General features: G+C 74.0%; 15 protein-coding genes and 1 pseudogene. 8 read left to right on the forward strand and 8 right to left on the reverse strand.

Annotation, left to right across the window (positions count from 1 at the left end):
* Positions 1 to 1,328: poly(A) polymerase (locus AE652_RS18720; RefSeq protein WP_049652946.1), on the forward strand; the 1,328-nt coding region annotated here is incomplete at its 5' end.
* A 191-nt stretch (positions 1,329 to 1,519) separates the two neighbouring features.
* Complete coding sequence (locus AE652_RS18725) at positions 1,520 to 2,410, forward strand: transglutaminase family protein (protein WP_049652948.1); 891 nt, start codon at positions 1,520 to 1,522, stop codon at positions 2,408 to 2,410.
* A 43-nt stretch (positions 2,411 to 2,453) separates the two neighbouring features.
* On the opposite strand, the gene AE652_RS18730 is transcribed toward AE652_RS18725, so the two are convergent.
* Entirely contained in the window at positions 2,454 to 2,960 is a 507-nt protein-coding gene (locus AE652_RS18730; RefSeq protein WP_049652949.1) for a winged helix-turn-helix domain-containing protein, read from the reverse strand.
* Between the two features lie 58 nt (positions 2,961 to 3,018).
* Here AE652_RS18730 and AE652_RS18735 point away from each other — a divergent pair, with 58 nt between their 5' ends.
* On the forward strand, positions 3,019 to 3,930 hold the full coding sequence (locus tag AE652_RS18735) for a S41 family peptidase (protein ID WP_049652951.1): 912 nt from the start codon (positions 3,019 to 3,021) through the stop codon (positions 3,928 to 3,930).
* A 90-nt stretch (positions 3,931 to 4,020) separates the two neighbouring features.
* On the opposite strand, the gene AE652_RS46430 is transcribed toward AE652_RS18735, so the two are convergent.
* Positions 4,021 to 4,164, reverse strand: a complete 144-nt coding sequence (locus tag AE652_RS46430) for a hypothetical protein (protein ID WP_159028481.1) — start codon at positions 4,162 to 4,164, stop codon at positions 4,021 to 4,023.
* A 10-nt stretch (positions 4,165 to 4,174) separates the two neighbouring features.
* On the opposite strand from AE652_RS46430, the gene AE652_RS18740 reads away from it, so the two are divergent.
* The 3 genes from AE652_RS18740 to AE652_RS18750 all read left to right on the forward strand — a co-directional run bounded on the left by AE652_RS18740 (position 4,175) and on the right by AE652_RS18750 (position 6,969).
* The gene (locus tag AE652_RS18740) at positions 4,175 to 4,846 is read left to right on the forward strand and encodes a hypothetical protein (RefSeq protein ID WP_049652952.1); all 672 of its coding nucleotides are present in this window, start codon (positions 4,175 to 4,177) and stop codon (positions 4,844 to 4,846) included.
* A gap of 158 nt (positions 4,847 to 5,004) precedes the next feature.
* Positions 5,005 to 5,598, forward strand: a complete 594-nt coding sequence (locus AE652_RS18745) for a helix-turn-helix domain-containing protein (protein ID WP_049652954.1) — start codon at positions 5,005 to 5,007, stop codon at positions 5,596 to 5,598.
* Between the two features lie 84 nt (positions 5,599 to 5,682).
* Entirely contained in the window at positions 5,683 to 6,969 is a 1,287-nt protein-coding gene (locus AE652_RS18750; RefSeq protein WP_049652957.1) for an MFS transporter, read from the forward strand.
* 49 nt (positions 6,970 to 7,018) lie between these two features.
* Here AE652_RS18750 and AE652_RS18755 read toward each other — a convergent pair whose 3' ends face one another.
* From AE652_RS18755 to AE652_RS18765, 3 genes are all read right to left on the reverse strand, one after another.
* A complete protein-coding gene (locus tag AE652_RS18755; RefSeq protein WP_049652959.1) occupies positions 7,019 to 8,218 on the reverse strand; it encodes a cytochrome P450 in 1,200 nt (399 codons plus the stop codon).
* 81 nt (positions 8,219 to 8,299) lie between these two features.
* The gene (locus AE652_RS49235) at positions 8,300 to 9,277 is read right to left on the reverse strand and encodes a hypothetical protein (RefSeq protein WP_049652960.1); all 978 of its coding nucleotides are present in this window, start codon (positions 9,275 to 9,277) and stop codon (positions 8,300 to 8,302) included.
* Between the two features lie 137 nt (positions 9,278 to 9,414).
* Positions 9,415 to 10,773: a cytochrome P450 gene (locus AE652_RS18765; protein ID WP_082345822.1), complete on the reverse strand. Its 1,359-nt coding sequence runs from the start codon at positions 10,771 to 10,773 to the stop codon at positions 9,415 to 9,417.
* A 434-nt stretch (positions 10,774 to 11,207) separates the two neighbouring features.
* Here AE652_RS18765 and AE652_RS18770 point away from each other — a divergent pair, with 434 nt between their 5' ends.
* Positions 11,208 to 12,596, forward strand: a complete 1,389-nt coding sequence (locus AE652_RS18770) for a pyridoxal-dependent decarboxylase (protein ID WP_049652965.1) — start codon at positions 11,208 to 11,210, stop codon at positions 12,594 to 12,596.
* Between the two features lie 68 nt (positions 12,597 to 12,664).
* On the opposite strand, the gene AE652_RS18775 is transcribed toward AE652_RS18770, so the two are convergent.
* Both AE652_RS18775 and AE652_RS18780 read right to left on the reverse strand, forming a co-directional pair.
* The gene (locus AE652_RS18775) at positions 12,665 to 13,168 is read right to left on the reverse strand and encodes a DinB family protein (protein WP_049652966.1); all 504 of its coding nucleotides are present in this window, start codon (positions 13,166 to 13,168) and stop codon (positions 12,665 to 12,667) included.
* A gap of 83 nt (positions 13,169 to 13,251) precedes the next feature.
* Positions 13,252 to 13,698: a hypothetical protein gene (locus AE652_RS18780; RefSeq protein WP_049652968.1), complete on the reverse strand. Its 447-nt coding sequence runs from the start codon at positions 13,696 to 13,698 to the stop codon at positions 13,252 to 13,254.
* Between the two features lie 214 nt (positions 13,699 to 13,912).
* Here AE652_RS18780 and AE652_RS18785 point away from each other — a divergent pair, with 214 nt between their 5' ends.
* Positions 13,913 to 14,341 carry a PPOX class F420-dependent oxidoreductase gene (locus tag AE652_RS18785; RefSeq protein WP_049652970.1) on the forward strand — a complete coding sequence of 143 codons (429 nt, stop codon included), beginning with the start codon at positions 13,913 to 13,915 and terminating at the stop codon, positions 14,339 to 14,341.
* Between the two features lie 96 nt (positions 14,342 to 14,437).
* Here AE652_RS18785 and AE652_RS18790 read toward each other — a convergent pair.
* A pseudogene (locus AE652_RS18790) lies at positions 14,438 to 14,917 on the reverse strand (putative protein N(5)-glutamine methyltransferase); the annotation flags it as partial.

Genomic DNA, 14,917 nt, shown 5'->3' on the forward strand with positions numbered 1-14,917 from the left:
CGGCCCGGCTGACCGGGGCCTCGGCCCGGGTCGGCGAGCTGGCAGTGCTCTCCCGCCGGGGCACCGAGCCGATGCGGCCGCGCGCCGTGGTCTCGCTGGGGACCGGCGAGGTGCGGCCGGTGCCCGAGCAGCCGCTCGCCTCACCGGCCCCGGAGCCGCCCGAACGCGCTTCAGCAGCAACGGAGTTGGCCAGCCGGATCGCGGCGGCCCTGCCCGAGGGCGTGGTGCACACCGTCGGCTCCCGGCGGCTCGGCTGCCAGTTGGACGGAGGCGACCTGGACCTGGTGGTGGCGCTGCCCGGCGCCGCCGATCTGCCCGCCGTCCGTGCCCGGGTGGCGGCCGCGCTGCCGGAGGCCCGGCGGCTGCGCGAGGTCCGCGGTGCCCGGGTGCCGGGGCTCCGGCTGGCCGTCGACGGCCTGTCGGTCGACCTCATGGTGGTCTTCACCGGCGCCCTCGATCCGACCCAAGCCGTAGACCACCGTGCGGAGTTGGGCGAGGCGGAGGCCGTCGCGCTGAGCGCCGTCACGGACGCCGAGGCGGTCCTGGCGGCGCTCGGCGACCGCCACGCCCGCTTCGTCCGGCTGGCCCGCCAGGTCAAGGCCTGGGCGCGGGCGCGCGGCCTGGACTCGGCAACCTTCGGCCAACTGCCCTCGCTCGCCTGGTCGGTGCTGGCCGCCCGGACGGTCCTGGAGGCGCCCGACGGCCCCGAGGGCGACCTCTTCCAGCGCTTCACCGAGACCTGGGCGGGCTGGGACTGGCGCCGGCCCGTCGCCCTCACCGGTGGTCCGACGCCGCCCGCCTCCGGCCCGCTCACCGTCCTCACCCCCTCCGCCCCGGTCCGCAGCTGCACCACCCAGGTCAGCGCCGACACCCGCGACCTGCTCACCGAGGAGCTCTACCGCGCCTGGGAACTCACCACCGAGGCCACCGAGGCCGCCGGCTCCTCCAAGGCTCCCAACGCGCCCGAGGCACCCCAGACGCCCGGTGCCGCCGAACCCCCGTGGCCCGCCCTGCTCGCCGCTCCCCCGCTGCACCGCCGGCACGCCGCCTGGGCCGTGGTCAGCGCCGACGAGGAGTCGCTCGGCCTCGCCCGGGGCCGCGTCCGCGCCCTGCTGGCCGCCCTGGAGGAGGCCGGGGCCACCCGGCTGCACGCCTGGCCCCACCCGTACCGGACCGCCGACGGCCGCTTCCACCTCCCGATCGGCCTCGGCCCCGACCCGCTCTCCGCCACCCGGCTCGCCCCGCTCGCCAAGGCCTGGTCCCGGGCCCTGCCCGGCGTCCGGGTCGAGCACGTCGACGGCGGCGGCGCTCCCACCCCGACCCGCTGAACCACCCCTCCCGCCTGGACCACCCCTCCCGCCTGGACCACCCCCACCTGCTGGACCGACCCGACCACCCCGATGGGCCGAACCACCCCTGCCCATCGGTCTCTTCTGGACAATCGCCCCCGAAATTTGCCACGGTGAGGACCAGCGGCCCAGTCATCGATCATGCGGCCGAAGCCCCATGGGAGTTCCCCGTGCCCTCCGCCGACTTCCCCGCCTTCTACCTCGGGCAGAGCACCTTCTCCGACCCCGGCGCCCACCTCCCCCGCTACGCCGACCTCCCCAAGGATCCGAGCCGCCTCGCCCGGATCGCCCGCGACCTGATCATCCACCGCCTCGAAGGCTGGCTGTTCCACCACCCCATTCCGGCGAACCGGCTCCACCACGACGCCGAGACCCGCTACCTCGACGACATCCTGCACCTGATCACCGACCGCGACCCGGCCCCGCTCAACCACCCGCGCGCGCCCGCCGACCGCTTCGTCGGCGTCTGCCGGGACCTGGCGCTGCTGCTCTGCTCCTTCCTCCGCCACGTCGGCGTGCCGGCCCGGTTGCGCTGCGGCTTCGCCGGCTACCTCGGCCCGGACGGCTTCCACTGCGACCACGTGGCCACCGAGTACTGGGACGACCGGCGCGGCTGGCTGCTCGCCGACCCGCAGCTGGCCGACCCGAAGGTCGCCGCCGCCTGGCGGGTGGACTTCGACCCGATGGACGTCCCGCGCGACCGCTTCCTGGTCGCCGGCCGGGCCTGGCGCACGATCCGCGCCGACCGGTCCACCGCCGGCTCCTTCGGCGTCCACCCGCCCGAGGAGGGCCCGCTCAACGGCGAGTGGTTCGTCGCCCACTCCACCCGGCTCGACCTCGCGGCCCTGAACAAGGTCGAGACCCTCCTCTGGGACACCTGGGGCACCGGCTCCACCAACACCCCCCACGCCCCGTACGACGAGGTCGCCCACCTGACCGTCGGCCCGGTCGACCTCCCCGCCGTCCGCCGGCTCTTCTCCGAGCACGACGCGCTGCGCACCCCGAAGACCGTCCTGTCCCTGGCCCCCTTCAACGGCCCCCGCGAGGTCACCCTGCGCTGACGGCCCCCGGCCCCCTCGCCCCTCCTGGCGGAGCAGGCCGCCCCTACGCCCCGGCCTGCTGGTAGAGCGTCACCAGCAGGCCGTACACCGGCTCGCCCTCCGCGTCCTCCTCTGTCTCGTCGACCAGTCCGGCCAGCGCCTCGACGAGCCGCGCCGCCTTGGCCGGGCTGAGTCGGAGGTGGCGCAGTGCCAGGAGGTGGTCGACGGGCGAGCGGTCCAACTCCTGGGCGACGGCGCCGAACAGCGCGGCCGTCCCCTCGACCTGCGGTTCGGCAACGAAGAAGCGATCGGCGGTCCGCCGGTAGTACTTCTCGGTGCCGCCGCGCACCCGTCGCGTTCCCGCGTCCTGGACCAGCCCCGCCTCGCCCAGCACCCTGAGGTGGTGCGAGACGCTGCCCTTGTTCGCCCCGAGCTGCGCGGCGAGCCGGCTGATCGTCGACGGACGGCTGCTCAGGGCGAAGAGCAGGCGTTGGCGCAGGGGGTGGGCGAGCGCGGCGTGCTGCAGCGGCGCGCTGATCTGCTGGACGGTCTCGTCCGGTCGGTGACTCATCTGATCAAGCGTTAAGTACGGTTGACGCTTTGGCAAGTCGCTGGTCTACTGCCTCTCCATGACCTCCACCACAACGCCGTCCGCCCTGGACACCGTCACCCTCGTCGAGTCGATAGCCGACCTGGTCCGTGAGAACTACGTCTTCCCCGACGTCGCCGGGCAGCTGGCGGACCTGCTGAGGCGCCGGAGCGCCGAGGGCGCCTACCGGACCGAATCCGCCGAGGAGCTGTCCGAAGCGGTCACCGCGGACCTGCGGTCCGTCAACGGCGACCTGCACCTGGGCCTCAAGTACCACGCCGTGCCGGTGCCGCCGGAGCCGGGCGCGGCGGTACTCGCCATGGTGCGCAGGGAGTTCGACACCTTCCTGAACGGCGTTCCCCGCGTGGAACTCCTCGACCACGGCGTCGCGGTCCTGGAGATCGGCCCCAAGCTGTTCCCGCTGGACTGGGCGGCACCGCCGCTGACCGCGGCGCTCTCCCTGGTGGCCCCCGCCCGCGGCCTCATCCTGGACCTGCGCCGCAACACCGGCGGCGACCCGAACACGGTCGCCTTCGTCTGCGCCTACCTGCTCGACGGCCGCACCCACCTGAACACCATGTTCTCGCGGAAGGACGAGGTGGGCGCGCAGTCCTGGACGCCCCCGTTCGTCCCCGGCGCCCGCTTCGGCGGCACCAAGCCGATCTACGTGCTGACGAGCGCGGACACCTTCTCCGGGGGCGAGGAACTCGCCTACGACCTGCAGCAGCTCGGCCGCGCCGAGGTCGTCGGGGAGGTCACCCGCGGCGGCGCCCACCCGCGCGAGGGCTTTACGGTGCACCCGCACCTGGAGCTCAGCGTGCCCTTCGCCCGCGCGGTCAACCCGGTCTCGGGCACCAACTGGGAGGGCGTCGGCGTCCAGCCCGACGTCCCCTGCGACGCCGACACGGCACTCGACCGCGCCCTGTCCCTGGCCGCGGCGCGCCTGGCGTAGGGCCTGTCCTCGGACTCGCCTCTGCGGGACGACGCCGGGGCATGGTCGAGACGGCGAAGGAGTCCGGGGCCCCGATGACCGCGGCCCCGTTCACCTGACGGGCTCGCGGTTGATGCTCAGCAGGGCCTGGACCAGGCCGCCGGGCACCCGGCCGGTGAGCACCGGGACCCGGGCGACGGCCCCGCGGCGGCGGTCCAGGCAACCTGCGGCAGTGATGTCGCTGTCACTTGGCATGATGCCCGGCATGGTGAGAAAACAGCGCATCAAGGGCTTCTCCGCGACCGACCGGCCGATCTCCACGCCGACCACCAAGTTCGGCGGCCAGCCCGTGTGGCTGGCCGGCCCGCAGTGGCCGATCAGCGCGGCATGGGACCGGCCGATGCGGTTCGTCGGTCAGATCGAGCTGGGCCCGGTGATCGGAGCGGCCGGCGACGGAAAGGTCGCCTACGTGTTCGTCACCCACGCCGATCACGAGGAGCACTTCTTCGACCCCGACATCATCGACCCCGACGGCGGCGAGAACGCGGTGATCGTGCAGCCGGGCGGCGGCTATGCCGGCCCGGTGCGCCCACTGCGGACCGGCCCCGGGCTGTACGGAGTCGACGGGTCGGAGGTGGAGTTCACCGTCGACCTCCGCCCCGCCGACGAGCCCGATTCCATGACGGACGAGGAACTCGACTCCCTGCCCTCCGCCGACCGGGACCGCTGCATCGAGCTGATGGACGGCGACAAGATCGGCGGAACACCGCTGTTCTTCCAGGGCGACGAGTGGCCGGAGGGCGGCCCTTGGCGGCTGCTGCTGCAGCTGGACTCGAACTGGGTGCCTTTCCACCTCAACCTCGGCTCGTCGCCGAGGTTGTTCGCCTTCGTGTCCGAGGACGGCGCCCAGGGCAGGCTGCTCGTCCAGGACTCCTGACCCGATCGGGGCTCGCCCGTCGAAACCGGCTTCGACAATGGCAGGCGGGTACAGGACCGTTGACGCCTCTCACTGACAGCCGCAGGCGTCCTGACGATCCGACATGAAGATCTGAAATTTTTATTGCGCAATTTTTCCTTCAGATCTATCGTCGACGCATGCCCGAGAAGCCCCGGCCCGACCGGATCACCGACCTGTCCCGCCTGAAGGCGTTCACCAACCCGCTGCGGATGCAGCTCTACCGCCTGCTCTTCGCCGCCGGGAGCGCGACCGCCTCGCAGCTCGCCGAGCAGGTCGACCAGGCTCCGTCGCTGGTCAGCTACCACCTGCGCAAGCTCGCCGAGCAGGGCTTCGTCACCGCTGCGAGCGGCCGGAGCAGCGACGGGCGGGAGCGGTGGTGGCAGGTCGCCTCCGAGGAGGGCTGGGGCTTCCGCGCGTCCGACCTCGCCGGCACGCCCGAGGGCGCGGCCGCCGTCAGCACCGTGACCAGGGGCCTGGTCGACTCCCGGGTCGCCCAGTACCGCGCCTACCTCGACCAGACCGCCGCCTGGGGCGGGGAGTGGACCGACGCGGCCTTCAGCTCCGAATGGCTGCTCGACCTCAAGCCCGCCGAACTCGCCGAGCTGGGAGAGGAGTTGCAGGCCCTCGCCCGACGCTGGCGGGAGCGCGGCAACGCCGCCAAGGCCGCCGGGGACACCGCGGGCCGCGAGCACGTGTCCGTCCACCTGTACGGGTTCCCCTTCCGCCCCTGACGCCGGCACGGGCCGGCCCCGAGCACCGGCGCAGGCCGGTCCCCGGCCGCCGGCGCCGCCGTGTCCCGACCTCCGGAGTCCCCCATGGTCCTCACGGAACCGCCCCTCTCCCGCCGGGCCGCCGCGCCGCCCGCCCACCGCGACGGCAACGTGCTGCGCTGGCTCACCGCCTACACCGCCTCGCTGATCGGCGACAGCGTGTACTTCGCCGCCCTCGGCTGGTCCGCCCAGCGGTCCGCCGGCCCCGCCGAGGTCGGCCTGGTCATGGCCGCCGGCGCCGCCCCACGCGCCCTGCTCATGCTCGGCGGCGGCGTCCTGGCCGACCGGCTCGACCCCCGCCGGGTGGTGCTGGGCAGCGACGCCGTGCGCTGTCTGCTCATCCTCTCGGTGGCCGCCGCCATCGCGCTGACCACGCCCGCGCTCTGGCTGCTGGTCGCGGTGGCGCTCGTCTTCGGCGCCGTGGACGCCCTGTTCGTCCCCGCCGTCGGTGCCCTCCCGCCCCGGATCACCAGCCCCGACCAGCTGGCCCGGGTCACCGGCCTGCGCTCGCTGGCGGTGCGCCTCGGCCAGATCGCCGGACCGCCGCTCGGCGGCCTGGCCATGGGCCTGGGCGGCCCGGCCGCCGCCTTCGCCGTCGCCGGGCTGCTCTTCGCGCTCTCCCTGCCGCTCCTGCTCTCCGTCCGGATCAGTCCGCTCGAAGCCCCTCCGGGTGACGCCCCGTCCCGCGCCGGCACCCTGCCCCGGCCCGGCACCGCGCGCGCCGAACTCCTCGACGGGCTGCGCTACATCCGCCGCCACCCGTTGATCGGACCGCTGGTCGCCGTCGGGGCCGTCTGCGAACTCGGCCTCACCGGCACCCTCAACGTCGGCCTGGTCCTCCTCAACGCCGAACGCGGCTGGGGTCCGTCCGGCTACGGCTGGATCGTCGGCTGCTTCGGCGCCGGGGCCGCCGCGAGTGCCGCGCTGCTCGCCGTCGTCGGGCGGATTCCCCGGGCCGGTCTGACCATGGCCGTCACCCTGCTGGCGGGCAGCATGGGCGCGGCCGCCATGGCGCTGGTGCCGCAGCTGTGGACCGCCGCCGTCCTGGCCGCCCTGACCGGCCTGGGCGCGGGCGTCTTCGGCAGCCTGAACGGCACCCTGATCCAGACCACCGCCGACCCCGCCTACCTGGGCCGGATCACCTCCGTCGTGATGCTCACCCTGGTCGGCCTCGCCCCGCTCAGCTACCCGGTGGTCGGCGCCGCCATCGGCCTCTGGGGCACCGCCCCGGTCTTCGTCGGCTGCGGCGCCCTCTCCTGCCTCGGCGCCGCCCTCGCCCTCGCCTCCCCCGCCGTCCGCCGCGCGGAACTCCCCCGCGCGGCCTCCCGCTGAGCCCCCAGCACCGGGCGCGGACACCGGCCCGGCAGACCCTGCCGACCCGTCACCAGGTGACCGGGAGCGCCTCGACGCCGTAGACCGTCGACCCCTCGCGGAAGCGGAGCTCCGCCTCGGGAACGGCGAGGCGCAGGGTCGGGAAGCGCCGCAGCAGGGCCGGCAGGGCCACCTTCAGTTCCAGCCGGGCCAGCTGCTGGCCGAGGCACTGGTGGGCGCCGAAGCCGAAGGCCAGCTGGGCGACCGGACGGCGGCGCAGGTCGAGGTCGTCCGGTCGTTCGGGGACGAGCCTGGGGTCGCGGTTCGCGGTCAGCGGGGAGAGCAGGACGTGCTCGCCCTCGGCGATCCGGTGGCCGTTGACCTCGACGTCGGCCACGGCGGTGCGCAGGAGCGGTGCGGGGATGGCGAGGTGGCGCAGCAGTTCCTCCACCGCCGAGCCGGTGACCGCGGGATCGTCGCGCAGGGCGGCGAGCTGGTCGGGGTGGCGGAGCAGCGCCAGCACGCTCAGGGCGAGCTGGGTCGCGGTGGTCTCGTGGCCCCCGACCAGGAGGGTGGTGCCGAAGCCGATGAGCTCCTCGTCGGTGAGCTCCGCGCCGTGCTGCCGCACCACCGCGCCCAGCACGCCGTCCCCGGGGGCGGCCCGGTTGCGGGCGACGATGTCCGCCATGGCGACGTTCAACTCGTCGGAAGCGGCGACCAGTTGCCCGGCGTCGGCGGTCCCGTCCATGATCACCTGGGAGCAGCGCTGGAACATCGCCCTGGTCCCGTACGGGACGTCGAGCAGTTCGCAGATCGCCGCCGAGGGGATCGGCAGGGCGAAGGCCTCGACCAGGTCGACGACCGGCCCCTGCTCCGCCATGGCGTCGAGGTGCTCGGCGACGATCGCCTCGATCGCGGGCCGCAGCCGCTCGACCTGACGGACGGTGAAGCTGCCGGTGAGCATCCGGCGCAGCCGGGCGTGCTCCGGGCCGCTGTACGCGGGCAGGAAGCCCGGGTGGTTGAACAGGGTGCGCGGAAGTGCCGGGTCGATGCCGTTGCCCGTCACCAGGCGCTCCTCCGCGAAGGCGGCCCGGACGTCGCCGTACCGGGTGATGACGACGGCGTCGATCTCGCCGCGGACCGGATGGGTCACGCGCAGCCGCGGCAGGCCGTCCTCCTCGCGCATCCGGCGGAGGTCCGGCGACGGGTCGAACGGGCAGGTCCGGTCCCGTTCGGAGGCGACGAAGGACGCCGAGCGGTGATCGGGCATGGTGCGGGCTCCTCAGCTGGATCGGTCCGGGGGCGCGGTCGCGCGACAGGAGTCGTGCGACAAAAGACGGGAAGCGTCGGCCTAGCCGTGGTACCGGGTGGAGGCGTGGTGCCAGTCGTGGGCGCCGCGGATGGTGGTCTGCAGCGCCTCGGTGCAGTAGCGCCGCAGCAGGTCGCGTTCGGCCGGGGTGAGGTGGTCCGCCGCCGAGCCGGCGAGCAGGGCCCGGTGGGCGCCGGTGAACAGTTCCAGGGCTTCGGCGCGGCGGCGCAGGGCCCGGTCGAGCGCCTCCGTCCGGGAGAGCCCGTGCTCCCGTTCCAGGCAGAGCACCAGGTTGTTCCGCTCCCCCTGAGCCGCGTCCTTCTCCAGGGAGACGATGTCGTTGTCGCAGATGATGAAGGTCTTCGTCATCTCGCGCATGACGGACAGGTGCGGCAGCGCGTACAGGTGGTCGGGCAGGACGCAGGAGGACAGCCGCTCGGCAAGGTCGACGACCGGTGCCACCCCGATGGTGTGGCGCCGGACCCGCAGGTAGGTGCTCAACGGCATCGGCGCACCGGACTGCCGGCTGCGCGCCTCGTGGACGTGGTGGTCGAGGTACGAGGACCAGTGGGCCGCCGAGCGCCGGATCCAGTCCTCCGGCATGCCGTGGCAGCTGCGCCGCCGCATGTCGGCGAAGGCGGCGGCCAGCGGCAGCGGGGACGCCTGCCCGGTGACGCCCTCCTGGACGAGTCCGACGAGGTGGCGGACCCGCTCGGGCGTGCCGCCCCACTGTTCGTCGAGCGCGTCGTCGAACAGGAAGTACCAGCTCTGCTGGTCGACGCCGATGTCCAGTTCGGCCCCGGTCGCGTTCGGGTAGAACATGGCCGCGATCAGCGGGAACTGGCCCTTGAGGTGGTGGTCCCGCTCCGCGTCCGTGGCCAGGAAGCCGAAGGACCGCGGCCAGTCGAGGTGGCGGTCGTGGGCGGCCCGGAAGTCCGGGCTGGCCCGGCTCGGGAAGGGGAGCGGGTCGGGGGCCGGGGCCTGCGGGCCCGGGGAGAGGGTCTCCGCCGTGGCTGTCATGGTGAGGTGCACCTCCGCGGGAACGGGAACAGGAACGGGGCCGGGGCCGGGTCGGGGCAGTGCGGAACCAAGCCGTACGGAACGGAGCCACGCGAAGCCGGGCCGTACGGATCGGAGCCGTACGGAACGGAGCCGGTTCAGTCGGCCGGCCAGGGCGAGACGCGCATGGGCAGCGCGTTGGGCCGGATCAGCGCGTGGGCCACCGTCCGGACCCGGTGGCCCGCCACCGGTCGCGGCCGCCACCGGGAGACGACCGCGCGCAGGACGACCAGCATCTCGGTCATCGCGAAGTGGTCCCCGATGCACCTCCGGTTTCCCAGGGCGAACGGGACGTAGGCGCCCGGCGGCAGGTCCTTCTCGGGGCGGTCGAGCCACCGGTCCGGGTGGAACCGCAGCGGGTCCGGGTAGTGGGCCGGGTCCCGGTGCATCGTCAGCGCGCTGTAGATCAGCTCGGCCCCCTGCGGGAGGTCGACCCCGCAGACCCGCACGGGCTCCAGGACGCGCCGCATCAGCAGCCAGCTGGGCTGGTGCAGCCGGAGCACCTCGCGGAGGAACCGCTCGGTGAACGGGAGCGTCGCCGCGCCGGGCGGGGCGCCGGCGGGCAGGGCGTCGCACTCGGCCTTGATCCGCTCGGTGAGTTCGGGGCGCCGTCCGATCTCGTGGAGCGCCCAGGCCAGGGTGGTGGCCGTGGTCTCGGCGCCGGCCATGAGCAGGGACAGCAGCTCGTCGCGGGCCTCCACGTCGGTCATCCCCCGCGGGTTGCCCGGGGTGCCGGCGAACATGATCGACAGCAGGTCGCCGCGGTCGGCCGGGTCCTGGCGGGCCTGCCGGACGGCGGTGTCCGCGAGTTCGCGCAGCGCCGTGGCCGCGGCCAGGTACCGGCGGTGCCCCAGTGCGGGTGAGGAGGCGAGGGGAGCGGGCAGCAGGGTGCCGACGAGGACCCCGCGCATCACCGTGTTCAGGTGCTCGGCGACGCGCTCCCCCAGTTCGGCGACGGCCCGGGCGCCGTCCGGGCGTTCGGTGCTGAACAGGGTGGCCACGAGCATGGCCGTGACCGTCCGCCGCAGCACCCCGTCCATGGCGATCACCTCGCCGGGGCGCCAGGAGGACACCTGTTCCTCGGCGATGCCGGCCATCGTGGCGACGCCGCCGGCGATGGTGTCCCGGCGGAACGCGGGCTGGAGCGCGCGCCGTTGACGGAGGTGGACGTCGTGCTCGGAGGTGATGATGCCGTTGCCGATGAAAGGCCGTGCGACGTCGAACAGCAGGCCTTTGCCGAACTTCCGGCTCTGCGTCAGGAGAACCTCGTGGACGGCCTCAGGCGAGTTCAGGACGAACACCGGCCGATTGCCCAGGAATATCCTGACGATGCCGCCCTGCGCCCGGATCGACTGGAGGAACTCCACCCGTTTGACGGCGAGTTGCGGCAGGTGGCCGAGCAGTGGAACCCGCCCCCGTGCCACGGGCGCCGTCGTGGAAGCGCTGATGGAACGCACGGCCCCGCACCTCCCTGAAGTCTCGGACCGGAAATCAGCCCGGTATTGGAACGTTCATTCGCTCGCGGTGCACGGTGATCATCGTCCGACGGATCGGGAGAGGTCAAGGGACCGGCTGGAATTGCACCACCGGGGTGATTTTGAGCCGCACGGCGTGAATTCCCCCACCGCCCGCGCATTCCGGCCCCGGGGAACACCGCCCGGTCGCTCAGAGGAGGACGCCGCCGGAGACCTCGACGCGCTGGGCCGTCATCCAGTGCAGGCCCTCCGATGCCAGCGTGGACCCGCGCTCCGGCCTGACCTCCATCGGCCACCGCTGTACCGATGTTCCCCGAAGCCGCGTTCCAGGCCACCAGGACCGGATTGGACCGGGACGCCGTCCGCCCCGGCGGCTAGCCTCGGCCGCACCGCACAGTCGATCAACGGAGAGCCCCATGCACCCCGAACTCGCCGCCGACCTCGGCCGGTTGCCCGAGATCCTGGAGGAGACCCGGCAGCGCGCGCTCGCCTTCCTGGCGGGCCTCGACGAACGGCCCGTGGTCGAGCGGGCCGAGCCGCCCGCCGTCGCCCCGCTCACCGAGGAGGGCGGCGGGACGCGCGCCGCGCTCGCGGAGTTCGCCAAGCGCTGGGAGCCCCGGCTGTCGGCAAGCGCCGGGCCGCGCTACTTCGGGTTCGTGACCGGCGGGGCGACACCGGCGGCGCTCGCGGGCGACTGGCTGACCTCGGCCGTGGACCAGAACTCCAACTCCTCGCTGGACCCGGCCGGTCAGCAGCTGGAGCGGGAGACGGTCGGCTGGCTGGGCGAGCTGTTCGGGCTCTCGACGGCGCACCGCGGCACCTTCGTGAGCGGCGCGACGATGTCGAACACGGTGGGGCTGGCGATCGCCCGCGAGTGGCTGGGCGAGCGGCTCGGTGTGGACGTCGCCGAGGACGGGGTCGGCGCGCTGGGGCCGGTCCGGGTGCTGTCGGGCAGTGCGCACTCCAGCGTCGCCAAGGCGCTGTCGGTGCTCGGCCTGGGCCGTACGGCGCTGCGGACGGTGCCCGTCCTGCCGGGCCGGGAGGCGGTGGACGTGGCCGCGCTGGAGCGGGCGCTGGCCGAGGCCCCGGGGCCGTGCGTGGTGGTGGCCAACGCCGGGACGGTCAACACCGTCGACTTCGACGACCTGCGCGCGATCGCCGCGCTGCGCGAACGGTACGGGTTCTGGCTGCACGTGGACGCCGCGTTCGGCGCCTTCGCCGCGCTGTCCCCGGAGCACGCGGAGCTGGTCGCGGGGCTGGACCTCGCCGACTCGGTCTGCGTCGACCTGCACAAGTGGCTCAACGTGCCGTACGACAGCGCCGTGCAGTTCACCCGCCGCCCGGACCTCCAGGCCCGGGTCTTCCAGAACGCCGCCGCCTACCTCGGCCCGCTGAGCGAGCACCCGGACCTCGTCCACCTCACGCCGGAGAACTCCCACCGGCTGCGCGCCCTCGCCGCCTGGTTCACCCTGCGGGCGTACGGCCGTGCCGGGCACCGGGAGATCGTGGAGCGCTGCGTCGCCGGCGCCCGGGCGCTCGGCGCGGAGGTGGCGCGGATCGACGGGCTGGAGCTGCTCGCCCCGGTCCGGCTGAACGTCGTCTGCTTCTCACTGACGGCGGACCCGACCCCGGAGCGGCTGGCCGCGCTCGCCGCCGAGCTGGCCGACGAGGCCTTCCTGACGCCCACCCGCTACGCGGGACGGCCCGCCCTGCGCGCGGCGTTCAGCAACTGGCGCACCACCGGGGCGGACGTCCGACGGACGGCGGAGGCCCTGGACCGGGCCGTCCGGAAGCTGACGGCCTGAGCGGACGCACCGGTCGGAACCGGCACCGGCCAGTGTCAGTTCCGGCCGGTACCGGCTCCGGGTCGGCCTCAGCTCCGCTTGTGGTCCCCCGTCCCGCCGTCGATCAGCTCGCGCAGGATGTCCATGTGCCCGGCGTGCCGCGCCGTCTCCGTGGTCATGTGGATCAGCACCCAGCGCAACGAGACGGAGTTGCCGGACCAGGAGGTACCGAGGTCGTCCAGCGCGAGCTCCCCGATCGTCTCGTCGGCGTCGGCCCGGGCCCGGGCGTAGAACGCCAGGACGTCCGCCGTCGACTCGCCGGGCTCCACCCGCATGTCGGAGTCGTCGTCGGCCTCGATGTCGAACGGCAGCGGGCCCATATCCCGGCCGAACGTCCCCCGGAACCAGCCGAGTTCGGCACCGCCGAGGTGCTTCACCATCCCCAGCAGGTTGGTCCCGGAGGGCGTCATCGGACGGCGCAGCTGCTCGTCGTCCAGCCCCTCCAGCTTCCACAGCACGGCCTCGCGGTGCCGGTCCAGCGCCGCCCGGAGGCTTTCCTTCTCCCCACCCGTGAAGGGCACACGATTGCTCATGCGCGGGACCGTACCAGCCGCCACCGACACAACCGCGGGGGTGGCGGGACAGCCCTACGGCCACTGCCCCCAGCCGTCCGGGATCACGGGTGCGCCCCGTCCCCGTACACGCCGCCCGCCTCGTCGGTGAGCTCCGCGATGAGCTCCGCGTGCGCGAGGTTCATGTACCGCAGCGGGCGCCAGCGGGAGCGGTGGTCGGGGTGGTCGCCGAACATCTCCGCCGTCACGCACAGCCGCCTCCACCACAGCATGGCGTCCTGGCGCATCCGCTGCGTCCAGCCGGGCTCGTCCTTGCGGCCCTCCAGGACCACCTCCTCCCAGGCCACCAGGACGTCCGAGAGGAAGATGCAGTCGCTGGCGGTGACCTCCGCCAGTCGCGCGGCGGCCAACCGGGCGCTGGTGCCCTCGGGTTGGGCCTCGACCAGCTCACTCATGCGGGCGGCCAGGAAGGCCCGTAGCGGGGTGACGTCGTCGGTGTGGAGGTCGTCGGCGAACTCCAGCAGTTCCACCTGCTTGCGTACGCGTGCCATCGTGCGGCGTTTCCCCTCGGCTCGGACGGTGCACGCACACTGACGCACCGTCACCGTTCTCGCCACCGACCTTATCGGCTCGCACCGGACACCACGGCCGATTTCCGAACATCCCGTACCGACTCGCCGGCCCGTGCCACCATGCGCGGCCTCCTCGCCCAACACGCGTGGCGGACCTTGCCCTCACACCGGTGTGAAGGCCGATGATGCTCCCATGACCGCCACTCCTTTCGACCCGTACGAGCTGCTCGCGCAGAGCCGCCTCGGCATCCTCGCCACCATCAAGGCGGACGGCCGGCCGCAGCTCTCCCCCGTCATGCCGTTCTACGACCGGGAGGCGAACGCCATCCTGGTCTCCACCCGGGACGGGCTGGCCAAGACCGCCAACCTGCGCCGGGACCCGCGGGTCAGCCTGGAGGTGACCGGGCCGGACGGCCGCTCCTGGACCACCGCCGAGGGCGTGGCCACCCTGACCGGGCCGGGCACCGACCCCGAGGGGCCGGAGGTGGAGGCGCTGGTGGACTACTACCGACGCGCCGCCGGCGAGCACCCGGACTGGACGGAGTACCGCGAGACGATGGTCGCCGACCGCCGGGTGCTCCTCACCATCCCGGTCGACCACGTGTACGGCACCCGCATCTGACCGGCCCGGCCCGGCCACCGTCACGGGGGAACGGTGGCCGGGCCGCAAACCCCTTCCTGAGTCAGAGAGTTCAGCGCAGCGGGTCGACGCCGCCGGTCAGCGCAGCGTCGCCGTGACCACGGTGGCGTCCAGGTCCTCCTGCCGGCTCTCCACCGCCGCCAGCCCGGCCGCCCCGGTCACCGCGAGGGCCGCCGCCACCTGCCGCTCGCTGGTCTCGAACAGCAGCGACCCGCCGGGCGCCAGCCACCGCGGCGCCTCGGCGGCCACCCGCCGCAGCACGTCCAGCCCGTCCGCCCCGCCGTCCAGCGCCGGCCGTGCCTCGTGCAGCCGCGCCTCGGGCGGCAGCAGGCCGAGGTCGCCGGTCGGGACGTACGGGACGTTGGCGATCAGCACGTCCACCCGGCCGCGCAGTTCCACGGGGACGGCGGCGAACAGGTCGCCCTCGAAGACCCGCGCCGCGACGCCGACCAGGTTGCGGCGGGCGCAGCGGACCGCGCCCGGGTCGATGTCCGCCGCGTACAGCTCGACCGGGTGCGCGGCCGCGGCCGCCACGGCGGCGCCCAGCGCGCCGCTGCC

The organism is Kitasatospora sp. MY 5-36, from assembly GCF_001182915.1.
GTDB lineage: Bacteria > Actinomycetota > Actinomycetes > Streptomycetales > Streptomycetaceae > Kitasatospora.